Below are 21,932 nucleotides of genomic sequence, written 5' to 3'. Positions count from 1 at the left end.
CTCTCCATAGTGTTTAACTCACTGCTCAGCGTCCAAGCATAGTTAAGGCTCCGCCATTTTGCTGCCGGCGTTGAGGCTCATCTGGTGGAGTAACGCACGCTCCAGTTCGAGCATGGCTTGATCCATGGTTCGGATGCAGGGGGCGAGTTCATCTTCAGGCGCCGTGTCATGGCAGGCTTTTTCGAGGGCCTGGCAACAATCGATCAATCGAGAGGCCTGGGCGATGCGGGCGGCGCCTTTGATTTTGTGCGCAATATCGAGCAGTCCCTGGCGGTCATCGAGGCTGGACAAGGCCAGCAGCTCCTGGCGATCCAGTCGGTTGCTGCTCAGCAGTTCGGCCATCAGCCGTTGGGCCAACTCCGGATTGCCGCCCGTCAACAGGTCCAGCCCTTGCAGATTGAACGGCTGTTCACCGACCGATGGCTTGATGCCTTCAACCCACTGACTTAACGCTGTCAGGCTGAGGGGTTTGAACAGGCAGTCGTTCATCCCGGCGCCCTTGCAGCGTTGAATTTCCTCTGGCTGCGCGTTGGCGGTGAACCCCAGGATGATGCAGGGAGAACGTTGGCCCTGCTGTTCATGCTGGCGGATGGCGCTAGCCAGGTCGTAGCCATTCATGATCGGCATGTTGCAATCGACCACCACCAGGTCGAAGGGCGCACGCTTCCAGGCTTCCAGTCCCGCTTGGCCATCACTGGCCCCGGTAAACCGGTGCCCGAGGTATTCCAGTTGCTGACACATGAGCAGTCGATTGGCGGGATGATCGTCGACCACCAGAACGTTCAGCGGCGCGCCGCTGGTGTTGAGGTGTGGCTCAATCCTGTCCGGTGCCTGCTCTGGTGGCAACGTTCCCAGATGCAAAGAAACGCTGACCTGAGTGCCAACCCCCGGCTGACTGCTGAGTTTCAGGCTGCCTCCCATCGTTTCGCACAGATGGCGACTGATCACCAGGCCAAGCCCCGCCCCGCCTCTGGCGGACTGCCCGGTGTTATCGGCCTGGGCAAAGGGCTCGAACAGGCGCTGCTGATCCTGTTCGCTGATACCGACCCCACTGTCCTGGACCTGCACTTGCAGTCGCGTGTGCTCGGCCTCATCGCCAGGGAGCAGGTCGACGGTAATCCTCACCTCGCCGTGTTCCGTAAACTTGATGGCGTTGCTGACCAGGTTGGACAGCACCTGCTTGAAGCGCAACGGGTCCAGCAGTACATCGAAGGGCGGCTCGGGAGGATTGAACGCCAACAACAGGCGAAGATTTTTCTGGCGGGCCAGGCCGTCGAAAATCCTCACGACCGAGGCCACGATTTCCCTCGGGTTGACCCGCTCCGGGCTCAGGCTCAGGCGCCCGGACTCGATCCGGGCAATGTCGAGAATGTCGCCGATCAATTCCAGCAAATCTTTGGCCGAGCTGTACGCGGTTTCGATGGACGAGCGATGCTGATGCCGCAGATCCATGCGTTTGAGGGTCAGCTCAAGCATGCCGATCACTGCATTCATCGGCGTGCGGATCTCGTGGCTCATGGTGGCCAGAAAGGTGCTTTTGGCCCGGTTGGCCTCATCGGCCTGCTCTTTGGCGGCCCGCAGTTTGTCGAACAGTTGCCGCCGTTCGCTGATATCGATCCAGCCGCCAATGATGCCTTGCACTTCACCGCTCGAATCTCGGTAGGGGAGAATCCAGTGATAAATCGTCAACCGACGCCCGCCAATGTGCAGCGCACGGTCGACGATCATCGGTGTGCCTTCAGCCACGACCCGTTGATAGTCAGCCTGATATTCCCGGGCTTCGAAGGCATTGTTCATCTTGCCCTGCATGACGCTTTTGCCGATCACGTCTTCGCGTTTCGCCTGGAACGCTTCCAGGTAACTGTCGTTGCAGCTTTGCAGCAAGCCCTGACGATCACGCACATAAATCGGGTGAGGCGTACCGTTGACTAGCGAGCGCATGAATTCGTACTGATCGTTTAATGCACGCTCAGCGGCCTTGCGCTGGTTGATCTGGCGTCGCATCCAGGCATTCCAGGCCATGGAAATCAGCAGCAGCACGCTGGCCCCGATCACGATCTGATAGAACACACGGTGAAAGTTATTCCAGGTTTTTTCCGAGGCTGCCGAGTAACCACGCCAGCGACTGTTGATGACCCCCAGCTCTTCCGGAGCAATGCTCAACAGGGCTTTGTCGATGATCGAACTCAGTTCCGTGGCGCCGCGCGCCGTGGCCAGGGAGAACGCCGCCTGTTGGGTGCCGATGGTGGTGCTGATCTGCAGTTTATGTTCGAAGATGCGCGACGAAATGAAGTAGTTGGCGATGACCAGTGAATTGACGGCGCCTTCTACCTGGCCCTCGGCGAGCAATTCCACGGCGTGAAAAGTGTCCGGTGTTTCAATCAGGTGGATCCCTGGAAACTCGCTGCGCAGATAGTCGGTCAGAGGATTGCCTTGGGCGATGGCCAGGCGTTTGTCCTGTAACTGCGAAAGATTTGTCGCGCTGTCGGCGGATTTGCGCGTCAGTAGTACAAAGGAGTTTTCCAGGTAGGGGCGGCTGAAACTCAGCTGGGTTTCACGTTGAGGACTGGGGAGCAGCGCGGCGATCAAGTCGGCCTGGTTGCCTTTGACTAGCGCGATCATCTGATCGTCGCCGCGGCTGCGCTGGATATCGAAGCGCAAACCGGTGCGCATTCGGATCAACTCGAGAAGGTCAGCGGTGACCCCGCGGAAATTGCCGTCGCTGTCGAAAAATGTCAGCGGCGCAAACGCCTCGTTGACCACCACGCGCACCACCGGGTGTTGCGCCAGCCAGCGCTCTTCGCGGTCAGTCAGATGCAACTTGTGATCGGTGAGGAGAATGTCGCTACCGGCACTCCAGCGCTTGGCGATGTTTTCTCGCTCGCTGGTGGGGATGGCCTTGAGTGTTGCGTTGATGATCTGCAGCAGTTGCGGGTTGTCCTTGTGTACCGCAAAGCTGAAACCATGGGCCTCGTGTTTACCGAAATTGGCCATGCGGATGTTGTTCAGGTAACCCTTGTTGATCATGTAGTGGGCTGAAATGGTGTCGCCAAGAAAGACGTCAGCCTGGTCGAAGGCCACCGCGTTGATCGCATTCTGATAGGACGGGTAGTCGGTGATGAGCGCTTTCGGGTACAGCGCCTGCACTTCCTCCAGCGGTAAATAGTGATACACCATGCTCAGCCGCAGTCCGGCGAGGCCATCGGTCAGCGACCGGGTTTCTCCCACGCGTGTCACCAGGACCGGTTGATCCACGGCATAGGGTGTCGAGAGCACCACGTTGGCGTTGTGGGCTTCGAAGCCATTGGCCGTGCCGAGCAGGTCGACCTCACCTTTTTCCAGCGCCTCGATGGCGGCATGGCGGGTCGCGAAGCGCTGGACCTTGACCGGCAAGCCCATGGCCTGGCCGAGAATCCCGGCATAGTCAGCGGTGAAGCCTTCATAGTCAGCGGTGAAGCCTTCATAGTCACGGCCACTGACAGTCAGGTCAAAAGGCGGGTAATCCGGGGCGGATGTGCCCACTATCAATTCGCGTTTGTTGTTAGCCCATTGGCGTTGTGATTTATCCAGTTGGACTTCCAGATGTCCGACGGCTGAGCGGCTGAGCAGGGTGTAGTTCTCGACGGCGGTGTGTGCCGCGGACACTGAAGTGCTCAGGCATAAACCTGCGCTCAATGTTATTAGATAGTCCTTTATGCGACTCGGCATCCTGTCTCTCACACTAACGCGTTACGTTTTGCCATCTCGATGAGTGCTACCAGGGATTTGGCCTTGAGTTTTTGCATGAGTCGTTTTTTGTAAGTGCTGACCGTCTTGTTGCTCAGGAACATGCCTTTGGCAATTTCCTTGTTGGTGCGCCCTTGAGCAAAAAGTTGCAATACCATCAGTTCCCGATCATTGACGGACTTGAACAGCTCAAGTTCTGCATAACGCTCGTCGTCCGGGCGCACGGGGTTGAGGGCCTGGCTGGGAAAGTAGTTGTAACCCGACAGTACGGCCTTGATGGCGCTCACCAGTTCACTGAGGTCTTCCTGTTTGCAGACATACCCGGAGGCCCCGGATTGCATGCAGCGAATGCCGAAAAGTGTCGGGCATTGTGCCGTCAGTACCAGTGTTTTCAGCGGAGTACCCATGGCGTTGAAACGAGCGAGAACTTCCAGCCCATCGAGCTTGGGAATACTGATGTCGAGAATGATCAAGTCGGGCAAGCATTCGCGGACCATCTGCATTGCATCGACCCCATTATCGGTTTCGCCCACGACTTTATAACCTTCATGCTCCAGCAGCATCCGGACAGCAAGACGGATGACGGGGTGATCGTCGACAATAAAAACGGAGTTCATAATCAAGTCCCATACGTGCGCGAATAAAGCGCGCACCTTAGCTCAGTTAATTGGAAGGGCGTATGAACGGACGGGTCGATAGCTGTGATATAGGACAATTCCTACAAATGATAAAGAATAGGACTACGTATCAACTGGGTTTTGAATGAGGAAGTGTGAAGTTTCTGATTGTTTAATCGGAAAGCGATGAGTTTAAAAGTGCGAATTACACGCTGTATTTATTGGTGCCTGGTGAGTATCGAAAGTTTGCGTTTTTTTATATCGGGGCAAGGTCAAGCCGGGGGAGATCGTGCAGGCATTGATCGCGTAGCAGAATATCGAACGGTTGCCCCGCCCCGAGCATCTTTTACAGGGTACCTTCGGCGCTGTCGGAGCCGGATAATTGATCAGCTTGCTCAGCGCAAGACGCAGGGATTCAGCGCCTGTTGATATTCAGTTGAAGGGTGAGCCACTTGAATCAGCCGGTCAGAAGCCTCCGACCCGGCTGATCCAAGGGTTTTATCCGTGGACGGAGCGCCCAGTCATTTCCTGGGCCATTTCGCTGGCATAGCTGTCGGTCATGCCGGCGATGAAATCAATCATGCGCAGGAACGAGGTATGCAACGGGCCATGGGGATCGGGCGCGTTGTTCCCCAGCAGATCAAGAACGCGACGGCTCTTGAAGGACGGGGTGCGACCGTTGTGCTGTTCCAGTGCCGCGCCGCAGAAGGCGTTGAGCAGGATTTCCAGGGTGGTGTAGGCGCCGATTTCATGCAGCGTCTTGCGCTTGTCCTGGAAGATCTTTTTACGTGCCATGTCCTTGGCATTGAGCACGCAGCGCTTGGCCGGGCCGTGCATGTGTTCCACCAGATCGCCGGGCAACGTGCCGGCCAGCAGCGCATCCTGTTGCTCGACAAAGGCGCGGGCGGCGGCGTTGGTCAGGTGTTCGATGGCCTTGCCCCGCAGGATCGCCAGTTTGCGCCGACGAGAATCCTGCGGGCCGAGCAGGCGATAGGTTTCCGGAATATCGTCGCCCACCAGGTCCAGCAGCAGGGATTCGACTTCGGCGTATTCCAGCAGGTCCATCTCCAGACCGTCTTCAAGGTCGATCAGCGCGTAGCAAATGTCATCGGCGGCTTCCATCAGGTACACCAGCGGATGACGGGCCCAGCGTTGGTCTTCCAGTTGCGGCAGGCCGAGTTTGTGCGCGATCTGTTCGAGCAGCGGCAGTTCGCTCTGATAACAGCCGAACTTGTGCTTTTTGTAACCCAGGGAATCGGCGTGTTTGGCCGTCCACGGGTACTTCAAGTAAGTGCCGAGGGTGGCGTAGGTCAGGCGGGTGCCGCCGTCGAACTGGTGATATTCCAGCTGGGTGAGCACGCGAAAGCCCTGGGCATTGCCTTCGAAATTGAGGAAGTCGTTACGTTCGACCTCGCTCATCGCATCCAGCCAGCCACGTCCGGCGGCCTGCTGGAACCAGTGACGGATCGCGTCTTCGCCGGAGTGGCCGAAAGGTGGATTGCCGATGTCATGGGCCAGGCAAGCCGATTGCACCACCATGCCCAGGTCGCTCGGTTCGCACCATTCGGGCAGGGCATTGCGGATGGTTTCGCCCACGCGCATTCCCAGGGAACGGCCGACGCAACTGACTTCCAGCGAGTGGGTCAGGCGCGTGTGGATGTGATCGTTGCTGGACACAGGATGGACCTGAGTCTTGCGCCCCAGGCGACGGAACGCACCGGAGAAGATGATGCGATCGTGGTCTTTGTGGAAAGGGCTGCGGCCAAGTTCTTCCGGGCTGTGCAGAGGCTTTCCGAGGCGTTCGCGGGTAAGCAGGGTTTGCCAATCCAAGGCTGGTTCTCTCCGTCAAGTGACTGATGGCCTAGCTTCCCGGTTCGCATCAGTGCCTGCAAGCAGAACTACAGCCCGGCGGCGTCGATATCGATGAGCACCAGTCGTTCGCCGTTGTCGAAAAACTGTCCCGCCGTCAGGCAGTACTGGTTGCTGGTGGCATCGCGGTAGGTGTTGGACAGGGTCAGCCGCCGCTCATCCCAACCTTCGGCCAGCAGATGATAGAAGTACGGGCGCCATGACCAGTTATGGCCCAGGTATCGGTCGTCGGCCTCCCAGCGATTGTTGCGCCATTCCAGGTTGGGCGTCAGTTGCGTGCCATGGCGATCGCATTGGTAGAAGCGCAACAGCCAGGGAAAAGCATCCAGTTGGGGCAGGGCGCTCAGCGGTGCGCGGGCCTGGGCCCACTCCTGCAGGATCGCCATCAGCTCGCTGAGTTGTCGACGCATGACCATCAATTGCCCGCGTTCAACCAGCTTGCGCTGAACATAGCGTTGGCGCAGTTGGGCGAATTGGTCGACGAAGGCATCGGTGGCGAAGAAATCGGTGTGCGCCCGGGCGAACAGAAACCCCTGCACATAGCGAGAACCGCATTCCAGGGCGAAACTCAGTTGGGCTTCGGTTTCCACCCCTTCGGCGATGATCCAACACCCGGTTTTTTCGGCCATGAGTGCCAGGGCCTTGACCACTTCGCTGCTCGGCCCACCTAGCGCAGCGGCCTGAAACAGGCGCATGTCGAGCTTGAGAATGTCAGGTTGCAGGGCGAGCACGCGATCGAGTTGCGAATAACCGGCGCCGAAGTCATCGATGGCGATCCGCGCACCAGCCTGGCGATAACGCGCTACCACTTCGGCCAGGCGTTGACCGTCGCCGCCCAGTTCGGTGATCTCGAAGACAATGCGTTGCGGGTCGACCCCGTGCCGGGCCAGTTGCTTGAGACTTGGCAAGGCCTGATCCGGGCGCAAGCGGCTGATCCAGCGCGGCGACATGTTCAGGCTCAAAAACCATTCCGAAGGTGCTTCGTGCAGGCGGCTCAATGCGTTATCACGTATCTGCCGGTCGAGGCGACGCAGGGCGATGGCCGGGGTTCGCGGGTCGGCGAACAGTGGCCCCACGGAGGTCAATTGACCATCGGCCTGACGCAGTCGACCCAATGCTTCGACGCCCGCGATACGGCCGGTGGCAGTATCGATGAACGGCTGAAAGCAGGCGAGCGGGTGCCCGTCGATCACGAGGCCTCCTTAGTGAGGTTTTGTTTTTGGATTGAGCCCAAGGCCGGGTAGGCACGCAGGATTAAACCCCTCGATAAAGAGATTCAATCCCGGTGGTATTGCAAGAATGCAGCCAGCTAATGACGGCTGACGGATTACGGTTTGCGCGCGGAGCCTTGCATCACCAACTTGATCAGCGGCCCCAGACTGGTGCCTAACTGAACCAGGCGAGTGACGCTGCTGACACCACCGCTTTTGGCGCCCTTGCCGGTGAGAAAACCGAGCAGGGTCACGGCGGCCATGCCCCAGAGCGGAGCATGCTTGATGCCGAAACCGTCTTGCAGGTTTTGCGTCATCCCGCGTACTCGCTGCAGCGGTTGCAGCAATTGCGCGGATTCGTGGCGGATCTCCTGGCGATGCATTTCCATGCGCAAACGGATCAGCGCCTTGCGCATTTCCGTGCGCGTGCTGTTGTGTGGCAGTTCAGGCAGGCTCATGGCAGCAGGCGCTCCCGATCGTTGGCCAATTCTTCCAGGGTGCCATGGAAGGGCGAGGACTCATCGAATACCGCAGCCTTGAGGCGCATCCCGCAGAAAATCGCGGCCAGGGTGTAGAACACGCATAGCCCGATGATCGCGGCCAGGCGATAGGTGTCCCAAAACAGGATCATCACCAGCGTCGACAACCCCACCAGCAACAGCAAGGCAAACACCAGCGCCAAGCCTGCAAACAGCAACAGGCTTACGGTGCGGGCTTTCTGTTCCTGCAATTCGATGCCGAACAATTCGACATGGCTGTGCAGCAACCCTAGAAATGCGGCACCCAGGCGCCGCGTTGAGGAGCTTGTGCCCGTCGCGGACGAGCCGGATTCGCCGATAGACATATCAGCGACGCGTGGCCAGCAGGCCAATCAGGAAACCCACGCCGGCGGCGATGCCGACCGATTGCCATGGGTTGGCCTGCACATAATCTTCGGTGGCGGTGACGGCTGCCTGACCGCGCTGGCGCAGCGAGTCTTCGGTCAGCTTCAAGGTTTCGCGGGCACGCAGCAGGCTGTCGTGGATCTGGTCGCGCAGCTCATCGGCCTGATCGCCTGCAATGGATTTGGTGTGTTCCAGCAACCGTTCAGTGTCGCTGACCAGGGTCTGAAAATCGTTCATCAGGATTTCTTGAGCAGTCTTTGCCTTGATGCTGGCCATGGGTGGATCTCCGTAAGTGGCTTCTGATGCGTTCGAGTATGAGCCTTGGGCGAAGGTTCAGTACAAATGACTGGTACAACTTTTGCTATGTCATGGTGCGTCAGCCTGCGCCGTTGCGCTGTTGCTGGGCATGATTTGAGCAAAACCATAACTCAAATAATCAAAACCCGCGCAAAGGTGATGACCTTGTGCGCCAAAGCGGTTCATTGGAATCAATGCGTTGGTTCCGACAAGCCGCAACTTGGTGCATGAATTGCCTGCGCGAACTGCTTTGGTGCTTTTTTAGCCTTCAGGTCTGCCAACCCCATGGAAAATCTGCAAAGCGCTGTGGACAGTCTGGTTCACAGCTCCAATACGTTGTTCATTCTGATCGGTGCAGTCATGGTTTTGGCCATGCACGCCGGGTTCGCCTTTCTGGAAGTCGGCACGGTTCGCCAAAAGAACCAGGTCAATGCCTTGTCGAAAATCCTCAGCGACTTCGCCATTTCGACCTTGGCTTATTTCTTTATAGGCTACTGGATTTCCTACGGCGTCACTTTCATGCAACCGGCGGCAGTGATCAATGCCGATCACGGTTATGCACTGGTGAAGTTCTTTTTTCTGCTGACCTTCGCGGCGGCGATCCCGGCGATCATTTCCGGCGGTATTGCCGAGCGTGCACGCTTCGTTCCGCAGTTGTGCGCGACGGCACTGATTGTGGCGTTCATCTATCCGTTTTTCGAGGGCATGATCTGGAACGGCAACTTCGGAGTGCAAGCCTGGTTGCTGGAGCGTTTTGGCGCCAGCTTCCATGATTTCGCCGGCTCCGTGGTGGTTCACGCCATGGGTGGCTGGCTCGCGCTGGCGGCGGTGCTGTTGCTCGGGCCACGGCAAGGGCGCTATCGCGACGGTCGACTGGTGGCGTTTGCACCGTCGAGTATTCCGTTTCTGGCCTTGGGGTCGTGGATTTTGATCGTCGGCTGGTTCGGCTTCAACGTCATGAGTGCACAGACGTTGCAGGGCGTCAGTGGCCTGGTGGCGGTGAATTCGTTGATGGCCATGGTCGGCGGCACCGTGGCGGCGTTGATCGTCGGGCGCAATGACCCAGGCTTCCTGCATAACGGCCCGCTGGCCGGGCTGGTGGCGATCTGTGCCGGTTCCGACCTGATGCATCCGGTGGGCGCGCTGGTCACCGGTGCGATCGCCGGGGCGTTGTTCGTCTGGTGCTTTACTGCGGCCCAAGGTAAATGGCACATCGATGATGTGTTGGGTGTCTGGCCGTTGCATGGTTTGTGCGGCGTCTGGGGCGGGATTGCCTGCGGCATTTTTGGTCAGACAGCCCTGGGTGGCCTGGGCGGTGTGAGCCTGATCAGCCAGTTGATCGGCACCTCGCTGGGCGTGATCGTGGCACTGGCCGGCGGCTTCGCGGTGTACGGCACGATCAAGGCATTCCATGGGCTGCGCCTGAGCCAGGAAGAGGAGTATTACGGCGCGGATTTGTCGGTGCACAAGATAGGCGCCGTGAGCCAGGACTAGTTTTCTTCATCTTCAGCACCGGGATAAAACCGGTGCAGCAGGCGGTAGCGGTCGTGGCGGACCTGATCGACTCGTTCCTGGACCTGATGCGCCGGCAGTCCCAGCATGATCAGCGCATGGGAGGCGAGCATCAGGCTCGACTCGAGCAACTCCGGCACCACTTCATTGGCGCCGGCTGCTTTCAATTCAGCCCACTGACTGTCATCCCGGGTGCGCACCAGAATCGGTACGCTCGGGTTGTATCGACGCGCCTCCTTCAAGATCAGCAAGGCAATGTCAGTCTGGTCGACGGCGATCACCAGTAACCTGGCGCGCTCCAGCCCGACGGCGACCAGCAACTCACCGCGACGTGAATCGCCGTAGTGCACGCTGCTTTTCCCGACCGCCGCTTCCTGAATCCGCACCGGGTCGTTATCCAGAGCGATATACGGTTGTTGTGCATTGTGCAGAAAGCGGCCGATGGATTGGCCCACGCGGCCATAACCGCAAATCACCACATGGCTATGCAGCCCGGCGTTGAGCGCACTGATTTCCTCGAGTTGCGCTTCTTCGTTGGGTTTGCGGTGCAGGCGTGCGGCGATGCGTGGGGCGGCGCGCAACAACAGCGGGGTAACCAGCATCGAACAGAACGTCGCAGCCAGCAGCAGGCCACCGAGGTCGGCGGGCATCAATTTGTGTTGCTGCATCTGCGCCATCAAGGCAAAGCAGAACTCGCCGCCCTGGGCCAGCGCCAAGCCACTGCGCCAGGCGGTCTCGCCGTCACTGCCGCGCCATTTGACCAGCAGGGCCACCACGCTGCCCTTGATCAGCAGCAATCCGAGGGTCAGACCGAGGATCAGCAAGCCGTGGCTGGCGAATAGCTGTAAGTCGATCAGCATGCCGATACTGACGAAAAACAACCCGAGCAGGATGTCGCGGAACGGCCGGATATCAGCCTCGATCTGATGCCGATAATGGCTTTCCCCCAACAGCATGCCGGCCAGGAATGCGCCGAGGGCAGGGGACAGGCCGAGCAGATGTGTCAGCCAGGCGGTCAACAGCACAATCACCAGGGCCAGCAGCACGAACAGTTCCGCAGAACGGGACGCGGCTACCTCCTGGAACAGCCGGGGCAGCAACCATCGACTGGCCAGTAGCAGGCCGACAAACAGCAACACGGTCTTGGCCAGTGTCAGCGGCAATGCCCAATACCAGGCTTGATCGCTGCTGCCGGCGAACACCGGCACCAGGGTCAGCAGCAAGACCGCCACCACGTCCTGGAACAACAACACGCCGATCGCATTTTGGCCGTGGCTGCTGAAAATCTCCCCCAGGCTGCTCAACTCTTTGCTGACAATCGCCGTGGAAGACAACGCCAGGCCGGCGCCGAGCAGCAAGGCGGGTGTGACCGACATGCCGAACAGCATCAGCAAAGCCCCCAGCAGTATCCCGGAACTCAACACTTGCAGGCTGCCGAGGCCGAATACGACCTGGCGTAGTGCGAGCATTTTCGACAGGGAAAACTCCAGCCCCAGGGAGAACAGCAAAAAAACCACGCCCAGCTCAGCGAGATCCGGCAGCTCTTCGCTTTCGTTTACCCAATCAAATGCCGTGGGCCCGACCATCAGCCCTACGCAGAGGTAACCCAGCACGGGTGGCAAGCGCAGGCGCCGGAACAGGGCAATGACCACCAGGGAGGAGGCGAGGATGATCAGCAGATTGGCAAACACAAAAAACTCCGGTGAGGGGTTGGGGCTCCCCAAGCGTAGAGGCAAAAAAAGTCCAGAGCATCGCGCAAACAGGATTGCGCGCAAATGATGTGCATCAGCAAATTGCCGAAACCTTTTGAAATTGACTGACGCTGTCGTCTGCAGGCCTCGGGGGCATTGGCTCGACGGGTTATGGCGGCGGGGCCTAGAATGAACGCCTACTTTATCGGGTCTGTTTGTCATGCCTCCTGAATGTCAGCTGTTCGGCACCCTGGGTTGCCATTTATGTGAACTTGCCGAAGACGAACTGATGCCCATGGTCGAGCACGGTTTGATGGTGGAGTTGGTCGATATCGCGGAAAACGAAGCGTGGGTCGAAGACTACGGCCTGCGAATTCCAGTGTTGCGGCGCCTCGATACCGGCGCTGAACTCGATTGGCCCTTCGATGCCGAGCAGGTCGTGGCGTTCTTGCGCTGAGTGTCCCCATCCGTCGCGGTGTTGCGTTCATCCATTGGCGAAAAACAGGTTATTCGGTTACTGTATGTTCATACAGTTATTCGGATTGCCTGCCATGCATCCTCCCTTCCGGGTTTGGCCAGGTAATCGCGCCAGTCAGAGGGATGTACCGTGGTCAATGTCGAACAATTGAAGAACAGCGTGAACCGGATGTCGGTCGACGTGGTGCGCGAGGCTGTCATCGAGCTGCGTCTGGATGGCCTGGTCACCGAAGGCAAAACGCCCTTCAACAAGCTGCATTTCAACACCTGTTTCGCCGAAATCGAAGCCTTGTTCCAGCGCGCGGGTTATCACCGGCAACTGGATGTCGTGGGTTATCAGGGCTTGATGTATGCGCTTTATGATCCGGGCCGCTGGGAAGCGGTGGATGTGCTGCGCTGGCTCAAGGAGTTCACCGAAGCCGCCGCGCGGACGGCCTGAGGATTCTCTGCTAGGTTCGCTTCGGCCACTGTTGGATAATGCCGCCCTGCATTGAGGGTTAGAGCTTTTGTATGTCCACTTCATCGTTTTCCGCTGCACACAGCCAGGCCAGCACCCTCTACTTGCCACCTGGCCCGTGGTCGACCGTGCTCGATTGCCTGTGCGAGCACTTCCGCGCTATTGGTCGTGAGCAATGGCTGGACCGCATCGCACGCGGTCGTGTCCTCGATGGCCAAGGACAGCCGATCGCCGTTGACCTGCCGTACAAGGAAGGCCTGCGGATTCACTATTTTCGCGAGGTGCCGGACGAAAAGCCGATCCCGGTGGTCGAGTCGATCCTGTACGCCGATGAACACTTGGTGGTCGCGGACAAACCGCACTTCCTACCCGTGACGCCGGCGGGTGAATACGTCGAACAAACGCTGCTGCGACGGCTGATCCACCGCCTGGATAATCCGCATCTGGTGCCATTGCATCGCATTGACCGGCATACGGCGGGGCTGGTGTTGTTTTCGGCCAACCCGCAGACGCGTTCGGCGTATCAGTCGTTGTTCCCTACGCGACAGATCGAAAAGCGCTACGAGGCCATTGCCCGGGCATTGCCTGAGTTGTCCTTTCCGTTGGTCCATAAAAGCCGCCTCGTGGACGGCGAACCGTTCTTCCGCATGCAGGAAGGTCCAGGCGTCAGCAATACCGAGACGGCCGTCGAAGTCCGGGAGAAAAACGGCGAACTCTGGCGTTACGGGCTCTACCCGGTGACCGGCAAGAAGCACCAGTTGCGGGTGCACATGACCGCTCTGGGCGCCAGTATCTGCAATGATCCGTTTTATCCGCAGGTGCTCAAGGATGTTGAGGATGACTACGCCAACCCGTTGAAGCTGCTGGCCCAGGGCTTACGTTTTGTCGATCCCGTCACCGGGCAGGAACGGGCCTTCGAAAGCGCTATCACCTTGCAGTGGTAATCGACGCCGCACTTTATGTCAGCCACGAAAAAGCCCGAATTTAGCGGGCTTTTCTGTATCCGGTTATCACCGCAAAGATTACAACTCTTTAACAGTGCGAACCTGATCCTTGTTGATGCGGGTGTGCTTGCCGTCCAGCTGTTCGAACTCGTAGAAACCCGACTCGGAATCGAATTTAGGCTGGTCGATGGCCTGGATTTCACGACCATCATTCAAGGTGATCACTGTTGGCGATGCGCAACCGGCGAGGGTGGCGAGGCCCAGTGCGAGCATGAAAGTGGCGAGGGTCCGTTGAGTCATGAGTGTGTCTCCGATATGAATTCTTTGGTTACTGAGCTTGTAGACGTATGCAACGAGCGCAAGTTCCTTCTCGTGTCAGTCTGACACACTGTTGTGTGCACTTAACAGTTCGGGTGTGTTCAGGTTGGCCAGGCGAGGGTCGTTGTCGGGGCATTGCAGGGCGGTAGCGCCCAGCTGGCGCATGATTCGACCCGGGCTGCGTTCGCCCTTGTTCCAGGCGTTTTCGAACGCCGGTGAAAGGGCGACGGGGATAATGCACAGCAACGGTTCCCAGTGTTCACCGTGGCGCAGCATCAGTGGTTTGTCCGGATGCTGCGCGGCGGTCTCGCGCATGCCTTGAAGCAAAGCGGCATCGATACGTGGCACATCACAGGGCAGCACCAGCAAATGGGAGTGGCGGGCAGCCTTCAGACCCGCCCGGATGCCGGCCAGAGGGCCGGGGAAATCGGCATGATCATCAACCACCAGTTGGTCGGCGTAAGGCGCGTACTTTTCCTGGTTTCTATTGCAAGAGATGATCAGGTCATCGCTCAGCGCGCGGGTCTTGCGGTGCAGATGCGCAATCAGCGGTTCGCCGTGCCACTCGATCAAACCCTTGTCCTGGCCCCCCATGCGCTGGCCGCGTCCACCCGCCAGGAGCAGAATTGAACAGGTGGGAAGAGATGTATTGGAAGTCATGGCAGCTCTCCGTGGGGGCGGCGAAAAAAAATGAGGCGCTGTGATATAACACCGGGCTGTTTCCCCTACAACTGGACGAGCCTATGAAAGCCAAGGCTGATGTACCTTTCGCACCACTCAACATCGCGGTGCTGACAGTCAGTGATACCCGTACCCTGGAAACCGACACTTCTGGCCAGGTCTTTGTCGACCGCCTGAGTGCTTCCGGTCACAACCTGGCGGCGCGGGTGCTGCTTAAAGATGATCTCTACAAAATTCGCGCGCAAGTCGCCACCTGGATTGCCGACGATGTGGTGCAAGTGGTGCTGATCACGGGCGGTACCGGTTTCACCGGCCGCGACAGTACGCCGGAAGCGGTGAGTTGCCTGCTGGATAAGCAGGTCGATGGTTTTGGCGAGTTGTTCCGCCAGATTTCCGTGGCGGATATCGGCACCTCTACCGTGCAGTCCCGTGCGTTGGCAGGTCTGGCCAATGGCACGCTGGTCTGCTGCTTGCCGGGTTCGACCAATGCTGTGCGCACTGGCTGGGATGGCATTCTCGCCGAGCAATTGGACTCGCGTCACCGCCCGTGCAATTTCGTTCCTCATCTGAAACAGGCGGCTCCCTGTGAATCCCGCGGGTAAGCCTGGCAAGACCGGTAGTTTGATGCCGGTCGAGGTGGCACTGGCGCGTTTGCTGGAGATGGCTGAAGCGGCGCCGATTCGTGAACCTGAGCGATTGCCGTTGGCGCAGGTCCAGGGGCGCGTGCTGGCAGACGATCTGATTTCGACACTGGACCTGCCACCCTGGCCCAACAGCGCCATGGACGGTTATGCCTTGCGCGTGGCCGACTGGACCGGCGAGCCATTGGTAGTCAGCCAGAAGATTTTCGCTGGCCAGGCCCCGCAACCGTTGCAGCCAGGCACGTGTGCACGAATCTTCACCGGTGCTCCGGTGCCCGCGGGTGCCGACTGTGTCGAGATGCAGGAGAACGCCGAAGTCCAGGCGGACGAGCGTGTACGTTTCATCGAAACCATGACGCCGGGCCAGAACATTCGTCCCCAGGGCCAGGAAACCACTGTTGGTGAGTTGGTCTTGTCGGCCGGTACGCGCCTTGGGCCTATCGAGCAGGGGCTGGCGGCATCACTGGGCTGTGCGGAACTGGCGGTGGTGCGCAAGATTCGTGTCGCGGTGCTGTCCACCGGTGATGAACTGATCGAACCCGGTCAGGCCTTGGGGCCGGGCCAGATCTATAACAGCAATCGTGTGCTGCTGTGCAGTTGGTTGCAGCGTTTGGGTTGCGAGGTGATTGATGCCGGCATCCTGGTGGATGATCTGGCGGTGACCCGCGCGCGTTTGGGCGAACTGACCAATGTCGACCTGATTCTGTCCACTGGCGGGGTATCCGTGGGGGAAGCCGACTTCCTGGGCATTGCCCTGCGCGAAGAGGGCGAGCTGTCACTGTGGAAGCTCGCCATCAAACCCGGCAAACCGCTGACGTTCGGGCATTTTCGTGGGGTACCGGTCATTGGCCTGCCGGGTAATCCGGCTTCGACGCTGGTGACTTTTGCCTTGTTGGCGCGGCCTTATCTCCTGCGTCGTCAGGGTGTTCAGGACGTCGAACCGCTGAAGTTCCCGGTGCCAGCAGGGTTTGTCTGGCCCAAGGCTGGCAATCGCCGTGAGTACCTGCGTGGGCGCCTCGAGAACGGTCGGGCAACCATTTACAGGAATCAGAGTTCTGGTGTACTGCGCAGCGCCGCCTGGGCCGAAGGCCTGGTGGAGGTGCTGGAAGACTGCACATTGATCGAGGGGGATGTCGTCAACTTCATCCCCTTGAGTGAAGTCTTGGGCTGATGCCCGCCCTTGCAAGCCCGGTTGTTCGAGCCGGGCCTTGCATCCACCCCGTGCGGCTTAGCGAGATAGGAGTGTCACGACCTGTTCGAACCGGCTATTGGCGATCCACCCCAGCAGTCCCAGGATTACCGCAGTTGCGCCGGCTGAGTAGGCCAGGCGGTGCTTGATGGATTTGACGTCACCCCGCACCTCATCCATGTCTCGACGGATGTATTTGAGGTGTGTCTCCAGTTCAATGACTCGAGGTTCCATATCAACTTCTCCATTGGCTTTTACGCTGTTTTTGAATTCAGCCTGATGAGCCTTTAAGGCGCTTCCATTCATTGCGTGCACATCCTTGTGTGTTTGTATTTTGATTGAGACCGCTGGCGCCAACGGTGTACCAATCACCTGCCTCGGTCAATTGAGCCGATTCCTCATGTTTCGTAGGAAAAAATACTGCGTTGTAGGACCCAAAGCGCCGGGACGCTGAATTAATTCAAGTTTCCCTGACTTTTTTGCGTGCCTGTGAGGTCAACATCTCCCATACGGATTCCAAACAGGGGAGTGACAGCAATGGGTGAGCGCAAGGCGCTGTTGATTCTGCATGGCAAGCAGGCACTCAACGAGGAAGTCCGCGCGGCCGTTGAAGGCAAGCGCAAGCAGGGATGGGAACTGGCCGTCCGGGTGACGTGGGAGGCTGGCGATGCCCAACGTCTGGTGGATGAAGCGCTGGCAGCCGGTTACAGGCAGGTGATTGCCGGTGGCGGTGACGGAACCTTGCGTGATATCGCCGAAGCCATGGCGACGCATTCGACCGAGGCCAGCCTGGTGTTGCTGCCGTTGGGCACCGCCAACGACTTTGCGCGGGCCGCCGGTATTTCTTTGGAGCCCGCTCAGGCGCTGGAACTGCTGGACAGTGCCCCGAGCGCCATCGACCTGGGAACGATCGGCGGCCAGGTTTTCCTGAACATGGCCACGGGTGGTTTTGGCAGTAACGTTACGGCCAACACTTCGGAGGACCTGAAAAAGGTCCTGGGCGGCGCAGCGTATCTGTTCACCGGTTTATCGCGCTTCAGCGAATTGCATGCGGCTTACGGTGAATTGCAGGGCCCGGACTTTCATTGGCGTGGCGAGTTGCTGGCGTTGGGTATCGGTAATGGCCGGCAGGCCGGTGGTGGCCGCGTGTTGTGTCCGGAGGCGCTGGTGGATGACGGGCTGTTGGATATCAGTATTTTGCCGGCACCGCAGGAGGTGGTCGGCACGTTGAAAAACCTGCTGACCGATGGCTTCGGTATCGACAACATGTTCGTGCGGGCCCGACTACCGTGGGTCGAGATCAAAGTGTCGGAAGGCCTGCACATCAACCTTGATGGCGAACCGCTGGAAGGCGATAACTTGCGTTTCGAGGCGCGTCCGGCGGCCTTGCGGGTGCACTTGCCGCCGAACTCGCCACTGCTGGGCTCATCGCAAGCGATCAATCGTCCAGGCTGATGATTTGTTCACGTACGGCGAATAGCACCAGGCCGGCCACATCGTAGATCTGCAAGCGTTTCATGATCTGCGAGCGATGGGTTTCGACGGTCTTGATGCTCAGGCCCAGACCGTTGGCGATTTCCCGGGTGGATTTGCCGCGAACGATCAGCCGCAGAATTTCCAGCTGGCGTGCCGTCAGGTTGTGGGTGTCGGGGATCGGCGGCTGGTTTTTCTGCGTACGGGTCAGCGCCTGATTGATCACGGTGTGAGCGATGGCCGGGCTCAGGTAGCGCTCATTGTTACGCAAGGCGTCCAGGGCGTGTTCGAGTTCGGTGGCCGTGGTGTCCTTGAGCAAGTAGCCGTGGGCACCGGATTCCAGCGCCTGCATGATCAGCGCCGGGTCGGTGTGCATCGACAGGATCAGCACTTTGCTTTGTGGACGAACCCTTTTAAGTCGCTGCAAGGCTTCAAGGCCGCCGGTTTCCTTCATGGAAATATCCAGCAGGACGATGTCCGGGGACAGTTGCTCGACCATCTCCAGCAGTTGTGAGCCGTCACTGGCTTCACCAACGACGGCGTAGCCGGGAATATCCAGCACCAGAGCGCGCACGCCTGCCCGGATAAGCGAGTGGTCATCCACCAGAAGTAAGTTACAAGTCAACGCATAACCTTATTCGTACTGGCCCGCTCGAGCGCTCGGGGCGCCCAGGGGAATAGTGCTTCGATTTGAGTGCCTTTGCCTGGCTCGCTGGTCACGGTCAAGGTCCCGCCCAATTGCTCGATCCGTTCCGACATCCCGGCCATTCCGCGTTGCCCCTCGCGCCCGGGGTTCGCCGCAGGCGCAAAGCCTTGACCGTCATCGCTGATCAACAATGTCAGACCCTGCGGCAGGCGTTGCACGCGCACCAGCAGATTCCGGGCTTCGGCATGGCGCAGGATATTGGTCACCGCTTCCTGGGTAATCCGGAAGGCGGCCACGGCCATTTCTTCCGGAATGCCAGTCAAGCGCTGATGGCATTCCAGGCTCCAGTGCACCGAGGTGTTGGCCAGGGTCTTGAGCAAATGTGCCCGCAAACTGGCTTCCAGGCCAAGACTGGTCAGTTGCCGGGGATTGAGGATGGCTGACACGTCACGCACCTTGGTCAAGGTTTCTTCCAGGGTGTCGCAGAGCACCGAGCACTGACCTTGAAGGTCTTCGGGCAATCGGCGCTTGAGCCATTCACTTTGAAGTTTTGCGGCTGTCAGCAATTGGCCGATGTCGTCGTGCAACTCGCGGCTGAGTCGATGACGTTCATTTTCCTGTACTTCCAGAAGCCGGTCGGCCAACTCTTGAGGTTGAAACTTGATCGACTTGAGCGACAGGCGATGCCCGACCCAGACGCAGGCCAGTGCTGCCAAATTGAGCACCAGCAGGCTTGCCGGCAGGCGAGTGGACAGGCCATAGACCAGCAAGCTGCCAAGCGCCGAGCAGATACACAGCAATAGCGTGAACCGACGCGCGTTTTCTCGGGACGGTGGCCATGTGGTGATTGACTTGAGGCTGGCGTACATAGCAGATGGAGCCAATGGATGTTCGCTGCGGGCAGACCGGTCAGGTGGTTGACGGGTCTCTGTCTGGAAAACTGTTGGGTAAATCACCGACTTCAACCGGCAAACCCATGTACGAAATCGAGCCTTGAAGTTTAGCGGGCTGCTCTCGTTTGGAATCAAGGTGCCATTAATTGAAGGCAACTAATGGGCGGCATAATACCACTTAAGATACCGTTGGTCGCGTTTGGTATATATGTCCATACAGTCAGGAATTAAAGAGAATTGGACGTGTGTTCCATAATGGAAAAAGTTTGGTTTTTTTGTCGTGCGAAGATAGTGGACGTGCCTGTTTTTTATTTTTAATGCCAGGCATTACCTGAGCCCGAGACAGAAAGTCCGTGCCCGACAAGAATAATTATGTGTAATGAGCTGTCGTTGGCAGGTATGAAATATTCAATTGCGACATGTGCATTCAAGTTGCTGAGTCGGCTCCGGGCAATATGAAAACCAGACGGCGCATAGTTATCTGGAGATTTAAGCTTGCCGTTCCGAAAAGGCCACCAGAGTGAGCGGTTTGGCATGGGCAGGGGGCTGAAAACGGCTTTGTCCGACCTGAAAGGCAAAGGCTTCGATCAGCGAAACCTGCTCGCTGTCATCAAGGCTCAATTGGCCGGTTTTCGGGTCGATGAGTTCAAGCTGCCAGGCCATCAGCGTCAAGCAGTCTTTCAACGCATCCAGGGCCTGGTCGTGCAGTTCCATGTGATGTTGGGCATGGTTCAACAAGCCATGAATATGCAGAGAAAACTCCGAAACCGCCTCCAGCGCCAGGGCATCGGCCTTGTTTGCCAGCTTGAGCAGGGTGCTGAGCATGCAGTCGATCGCGTCCGTATCATTGCTGATCAGTTGCAGATGACTGAGACATTCCTCGGATTTGGCCAGGAGTGTTTCAGCCTCGACGAGAAATTCGGGAAGCCCCTGAGTTCCCTCTTTATGGTCGTTCGGCATGCTTATCTCCACAACGTCATGTCAGATGAGGGAATGTCGTGTGTGCCGATAATCACGAGTTTTTGCGCGAGCGCACGCCGGTAAGCTTTTGCGCTCGCTGGAGAACTCGAGAGGGTGGAGGGCCACTGACCTGCGATCGCACACAAAAGCCTGACTCCGTTCATGCAATGAGAATGGCGTCACATTAATGGCTATTGGATATTGCGAATATCAGGTTGGGCCTGATTGTTACTAGGGGAATCCCTTACACAGGGGAACCTAACGTGCGAACCGAGGTCGCGCGGCAGGGGATGAAGCAGATGAAAATCACAGGGGCAGTAAAGCATGATGTTAATGTGACATCAATGGCTGAGCATGGCATTTTGTCTGGGGGTCAAGGTCCGGCAATAACAGCCGATAACCCTCTTTAGTGAATTCATCAGAACAAGCCCAGGAGTCATTGATGGCCGGCATTCTCGACACGGTAGACCAACGCACGCAACTGGTGGGTGAGAATCGCCTGGAAATTCTCATGTTCCGGTTGGCCGGGCGGCAATTGTTCGCAATCAACGTGTTTAAAGTTCAAGAAGTACTGCAACTGCCAAAACTGACCCTGATGCCCCAGCGCCATCCGTTTGTCTGCGGTGTGGTCAACCTGCGTGGCCAGACGCTGCCGGTGATCGACCTGTCCCAGGCGATCGGCATGCGACCTCTGGTGCCAAGCCCCACCAGTACGATCATCGTCACCGAGTACAACCGCTCGGTGCAGGCGTTCCTGGTCGGTGGCGTGGATCGCATCGTCAACATGAACTGGGAAGCCATTCTGCCGCCACCGACCAGCGCCGGTCGCCAGCATTACCTGACGGCCATCAGCAAGGTCGACGACCAGTTGGTGGAAATCATCGACGTGGAAAAAGTCCTCGCCGAAATCGTCCCGTACAACGCCAAGGTGTCCAAGGACAAACTTGATGACCCTGTGCTGGAGCGCGCCCGTGGTCGTGAAGTGCTGCTGGTGGACGATTCCAACGTGGCGCTCTCGCAATTGCGCGACACCCTCGGCCAGTTGGGCGTGAAAATGCACATCGCCAGCGATGGCCTGAAGGCGCTGAACATGCTCAAAGCCTGGGCCGATACCGGCGTGGTCATGACCGACAAGCTGCTGATGATCTTCACTGACGCGGAAATGCCGGAAATGGATGGCTATCGCCTGACCACCGAAATCCGCAACGATCCACGCCTGCGTGGCCTCTACGTGGTCCTGCATACTTCGCTGTCCGGCAGCTTCAACGACTCGATGGTGAAGAAGGTCGGCTGCGACAACTTCCTCTCCAAGTTCCAGCCGGACAAGCTTGTGGATGTAGTGCGCCAGCGCCTGATGCTGGACGAAGTGCCGGCCTAATCACGATCTAATCCCTGTGGGAGCGGGCTTGCTCGCGAAAGCGGTGTCACATTCAGCATTGATGTCAG

At 58.4% G+C, this 21,932-nt stretch carries 22 protein-coding genes and 1 pseudogene; 8 read left to right on the top strand and 15 right to left on the bottom strand.

Annotation, left to right across the window (positions count from 1 at the left end):
* Positions 1 to 42: 42 nt before the first annotated feature.
* The 8 genes and pseudogenes from ACWIKB_RS15675 to ACWIKB_RS15640 all read right to left on the bottom strand — a co-directional run bounded on the left by ACWIKB_RS15675 (position 43) and on the right by ACWIKB_RS15640 (position 8,583).
* Positions 43 to 3,708, bottom strand: coding sequence for a transporter substrate-binding domain-containing protein (locus ACWIKB_RS15675; protein ID WP_475267973.1), 3,666 nt, complete (start codon positions 3,706 to 3,708; stop codon positions 43 to 45).
* A gap of 8 nt (positions 3,709 to 3,716) precedes the next feature.
* Positions 3,717 to 4,343 carry a response regulator gene (locus tag ACWIKB_RS15670; RefSeq protein WP_475267971.1) on the bottom strand — a complete coding sequence of 209 codons (627 nt, stop codon included), beginning with the start codon at positions 4,341 to 4,343 and terminating at the stop codon, positions 3,717 to 3,719.
* A 268-nt stretch (positions 4,344 to 4,611) separates the two neighbouring features.
* Positions 4,612 to 4,728: pseudogene (locus ACWIKB_RS15665) on the bottom strand (response regulator); the annotation flags it as partial.
* Between the two features lie 113 nt (positions 4,729 to 4,841).
* Positions 4,842 to 6,173: a deoxyguanosinetriphosphate triphosphohydrolase gene (locus ACWIKB_RS15660; RefSeq protein WP_475267969.1), complete on the bottom strand. Its 1,332-nt coding sequence runs from the start codon at positions 6,171 to 6,173 to the stop codon at positions 4,842 to 4,844.
* 68 nt (positions 6,174 to 6,241) lie between these two features.
* Complete coding sequence (locus tag ACWIKB_RS15655; RefSeq protein ID WP_475267967.1) at positions 6,242 to 7,405, bottom strand: EAL domain-containing protein; 1,164 nt, start codon at positions 7,403 to 7,405, stop codon at positions 6,242 to 6,244.
* A 134-nt stretch (positions 7,406 to 7,539) separates the two neighbouring features.
* Positions 7,540 to 7,881 (bottom strand): hypothetical protein, encoded by a 342-nt coding sequence (locus ACWIKB_RS15650; protein ID WP_475267965.1) that lies wholly within the window; start codon positions 7,879 to 7,881, stop codon positions 7,540 to 7,542.
* Positions 7,878 to 8,267 (bottom strand): phage holin family protein, encoded by a 390-nt coding sequence (locus ACWIKB_RS15645; protein WP_475267963.1) that lies wholly within the window; start codon positions 8,265 to 8,267, stop codon positions 7,878 to 7,880. The genes ACWIKB_RS15650 and ACWIKB_RS15645 overlap by 4 nt, the downstream gene beginning before the upstream one ends.
* Before the next feature lies 1 nt (position 8,268).
* Positions 8,269 to 8,583 carry an ElaB/YgaM/YqjD family protein gene (locus ACWIKB_RS15640; RefSeq protein ID WP_133838233.1) on the bottom strand — a complete coding sequence of 105 codons (315 nt, stop codon included), beginning with the start codon at positions 8,581 to 8,583 and terminating at the stop codon, positions 8,269 to 8,271.
* Between the two features lie 306 nt (positions 8,584 to 8,889).
* Here ACWIKB_RS15640 and ACWIKB_RS15635 point away from each other — a divergent pair, with 306 nt between their 5' ends.
* Complete coding sequence (locus tag ACWIKB_RS15635; RefSeq protein WP_401323532.1) at positions 8,890 to 10,098, top strand: ammonium transporter; 1,209 nt, start codon at positions 8,890 to 8,892, stop codon at positions 10,096 to 10,098.
* Here the strand turns inward: ACWIKB_RS15635 and ACWIKB_RS15630 are convergent.
* Complete coding sequence (locus tag ACWIKB_RS15630) at positions 10,095 to 11,807, bottom strand: cation:proton antiporter (protein WP_475267960.1); 1,713 nt, start codon at positions 11,805 to 11,807, stop codon at positions 10,095 to 10,097. The two genes, ACWIKB_RS15635 and ACWIKB_RS15630, sit on opposite strands and share 4 nt — an antisense overlap.
* Before the next feature lie 220 nt (positions 11,808 to 12,027).
* On the opposite strand from ACWIKB_RS15630, the gene ACWIKB_RS15625 reads away from it, so the two are divergent.
* The 3 genes from ACWIKB_RS15625 (at position 12,028) to ACWIKB_RS15615 (ending at position 13,685) form a co-directional block, all read left to right on the top strand.
* A complete protein-coding gene (locus ACWIKB_RS15625) occupies positions 12,028 to 12,264 on the top strand; it encodes a glutaredoxin family protein (protein ID WP_475267959.1) in 237 nt (78 codons plus the stop codon).
* 150 nt (positions 12,265 to 12,414) lie between these two features.
* The gene (locus ACWIKB_RS15620) at positions 12,415 to 12,723 is read left to right on the top strand and encodes a transcriptional regulator (RefSeq protein WP_475267957.1); all 309 of its coding nucleotides are present in this window, start codon (positions 12,415 to 12,417) and stop codon (positions 12,721 to 12,723) included.
* 71 nt (positions 12,724 to 12,794) lie between these two features.
* Positions 12,795 to 13,685, top strand: coding sequence for a pseudouridine synthase (locus tag ACWIKB_RS15615; RefSeq protein ID WP_475267956.1), 891 nt, complete (start codon positions 12,795 to 12,797; stop codon positions 13,683 to 13,685).
* A 78-nt stretch (positions 13,686 to 13,763) separates the two neighbouring features.
* On the opposite strand, the gene ACWIKB_RS15610 is transcribed toward ACWIKB_RS15615, so the two are convergent.
* Positions 13,764 to 13,985 carry a YgdI/YgdR family lipoprotein gene (locus ACWIKB_RS15610; RefSeq protein WP_475267955.1) on the bottom strand — a complete coding sequence of 74 codons (222 nt, stop codon included), beginning with the start codon at positions 13,983 to 13,985 and terminating at the stop codon, positions 13,764 to 13,766.
* A gap of 75 nt (positions 13,986 to 14,060) precedes the next feature.
* A complete protein-coding gene (gene mobA, locus ACWIKB_RS15605; RefSeq protein WP_475267954.1) occupies positions 14,061 to 14,663 on the bottom strand; it encodes a molybdenum cofactor guanylyltransferase MobA in 603 nt (200 codons plus the stop codon).
* A gap of 83 nt (positions 14,664 to 14,746) precedes the next feature.
* On the opposite strand from mobA, the gene moaB reads away from it, so the two are divergent.
* Together moaB and ACWIKB_RS15595 are read left to right on the top strand one after the other, a co-directional pair.
* The gene (moaB, locus tag ACWIKB_RS15600) at positions 14,747 to 15,286 is read left to right on the top strand and encodes a molybdenum cofactor biosynthesis protein B (RefSeq protein ID WP_475267953.1); all 540 of its coding nucleotides are present in this window, start codon (positions 14,747 to 14,749) and stop codon (positions 15,284 to 15,286) included.
* Positions 15,270 to 16,496, top strand: coding sequence for a molybdopterin molybdotransferase MoeA (locus tag ACWIKB_RS15595; protein WP_475267951.1), 1,227 nt, complete (start codon positions 15,270 to 15,272; stop codon positions 16,494 to 16,496). Before moaB ends, ACWIKB_RS15595 begins: the two co-directional genes overlap by 17 nt.
* Before the next feature lie 57 nt (positions 16,497 to 16,553).
* Here the strand turns inward: ACWIKB_RS15595 and ACWIKB_RS15590 are convergent, their stop codons facing one another.
* Entirely contained in the window at positions 16,554 to 16,820 is a 267-nt protein-coding gene (locus ACWIKB_RS15590) for a hypothetical protein (protein WP_475267950.1), read from the bottom strand.
* A 231-nt stretch (positions 16,821 to 17,051) separates the two neighbouring features.
* Here ACWIKB_RS15590 and yegS point away from each other — a divergent pair, with 231 nt between their 5' ends.
* A complete protein-coding gene (gene yegS, locus ACWIKB_RS15585; protein ID WP_475267948.1) occupies positions 17,052 to 17,969 on the top strand; it encodes a lipid kinase YegS in 918 nt (305 codons plus the stop codon).
* Here yegS and ACWIKB_RS15580 read toward each other — a convergent pair.
* The 3 genes from ACWIKB_RS15580 to ACWIKB_RS15570 all read right to left on the bottom strand — a co-directional run bounded on the left by ACWIKB_RS15580 (position 17,953) and on the right by ACWIKB_RS15570 (position 20,486).
* Positions 17,953 to 18,612: a response regulator transcription factor gene (locus ACWIKB_RS15580; RefSeq protein ID WP_475267946.1), complete on the bottom strand. Its 660-nt coding sequence runs from the start codon at positions 18,610 to 18,612 to the stop codon at positions 17,953 to 17,955. The genes yegS and ACWIKB_RS15580 overlap by 17 nt on opposite strands.
* Entirely contained in the window at positions 18,609 to 19,502 is an 894-nt protein-coding gene (locus ACWIKB_RS15575; RefSeq protein WP_475268240.1) for a sensor histidine kinase, read from the bottom strand. The genes ACWIKB_RS15580 and ACWIKB_RS15575 overlap by 4 nt, the downstream gene beginning before the upstream one ends.
* Before the next feature lie 513 nt (positions 19,503 to 20,015).
* Complete coding sequence (locus tag ACWIKB_RS15570; protein ID WP_475267945.1) at positions 20,016 to 20,486, bottom strand: hypothetical protein; 471 nt, start codon at positions 20,484 to 20,486, stop codon at positions 20,016 to 20,018.
* 442 nt (positions 20,487 to 20,928) lie between these two features.
* Between ACWIKB_RS15570 and ACWIKB_RS15565 the strand changes: the two genes are divergently transcribed.
* Positions 20,929 to 21,864, top strand: a complete 936-nt coding sequence (locus ACWIKB_RS15565) for a chemotaxis protein CheV (RefSeq protein WP_054052105.1) — start codon at positions 20,929 to 20,931, stop codon at positions 21,862 to 21,864.
* Positions 21,865 to 21,932 lie beyond the last annotated feature (68 nt).

Source organism: Pseudomonas sp. 5Vm1k (assembly GCF_056161485.1).
This window is presented reverse-complemented; position numbering and strand designations above follow the sequence as displayed.

Bases quoted from the DNA above. Each gene is read 5' to 3' on its own strand.
- ACWIKB_RS15570 (WP_475267945.1), bottom strand. From the start codon at position 20,486: ATGCCGAACGACCATAAAGAGGGAACTCAGGGGCTTCCCGAATTTCTC.
- moaB (WP_475267953.1), top strand. From the start codon at position 14,747: ATGAAAGCCAAGGCTGATGTACCTTTCGCACCACTCAACATCGCGGTG.
- ACWIKB_RS15640 (WP_133838233.1), bottom strand. From the start codon at position 8,583: ATGGCCAGCATCAAGGCAAAGACTGCTCAAGAAATCCTGATGAACGAT.
- ACWIKB_RS15635 (WP_401323532.1), top strand. From the start codon at position 8,890: ATGGAAAATCTGCAAAGCGCTGTGGACAGTCTGGTTCACAGCTCCAAT.
- ACWIKB_RS15625 (WP_475267959.1), top strand. From the start codon at position 12,028: ATGCCTCCTGAATGTCAGCTGTTCGGCACCCTGGGTTGCCATTTATGT.
- ACWIKB_RS15565 (WP_054052105.1), top strand. From the start codon at position 20,929: ATGGCCGGCATTCTCGACACGGTAGACCAACGCACGCAACTGGTGGGT.
- yegS (WP_475267948.1), top strand. From the start codon at position 17,052: ATGGGTGAGCGCAAGGCGCTGTTGATTCTGCATGGCAAGCAGGCACTC.
- ACWIKB_RS15590 (WP_475267950.1), bottom strand. From the start codon at position 16,820: ATGAATGGAAGCGCCTTAAAGGCTCATCAGGCTGAATTCAAAAACAGC.
- ACWIKB_RS15675 (WP_475267973.1), bottom strand. From the start codon at position 3,708: ATGCCGAGTCGCATAAAGGACTATCTAATAACATTGAGCGCAGGTTTA.
- ACWIKB_RS15650 (WP_475267965.1), bottom strand. From the start codon at position 7,881: ATGAGCCTGCCTGAACTGCCACACAACAGCACGCGCACGGAAATGCGC.
- mobA (WP_475267954.1), bottom strand. From the start codon at position 14,663: ATGACTTCCAATACATCTCTTCCCACCTGTTCAATTCTGCTCCTGGCG.
- ACWIKB_RS15670 (WP_475267971.1), bottom strand. From the start codon at position 4,343: ATGAACTCCGTTTTTATTGTCGACGATCACCCCGTCATCCGTCTTGCT.
- ACWIKB_RS15645 (WP_475267963.1), bottom strand. From the start codon at position 8,267: ATGTCTATCGGCGAATCCGGCTCGTCCGCGACGGGCACAAGCTCCTCA.
- ACWIKB_RS15610 (WP_475267955.1), bottom strand. From the start codon at position 13,985: ATGACTCAACGGACCCTCGCCACTTTCATGCTCGCACTGGGCCTCGCC.
- ACWIKB_RS15615 (WP_475267956.1), top strand. From the start codon at position 12,795: ATGTCCACTTCATCGTTTTCCGCTGCACACAGCCAGGCCAGCACCCTC.
- ACWIKB_RS15575 (WP_475268240.1), bottom strand. From the start codon at position 19,502: ATGTACGCCAGCCTCAAGTCAATCACCACATGGCCACCGTCCCGAGAA.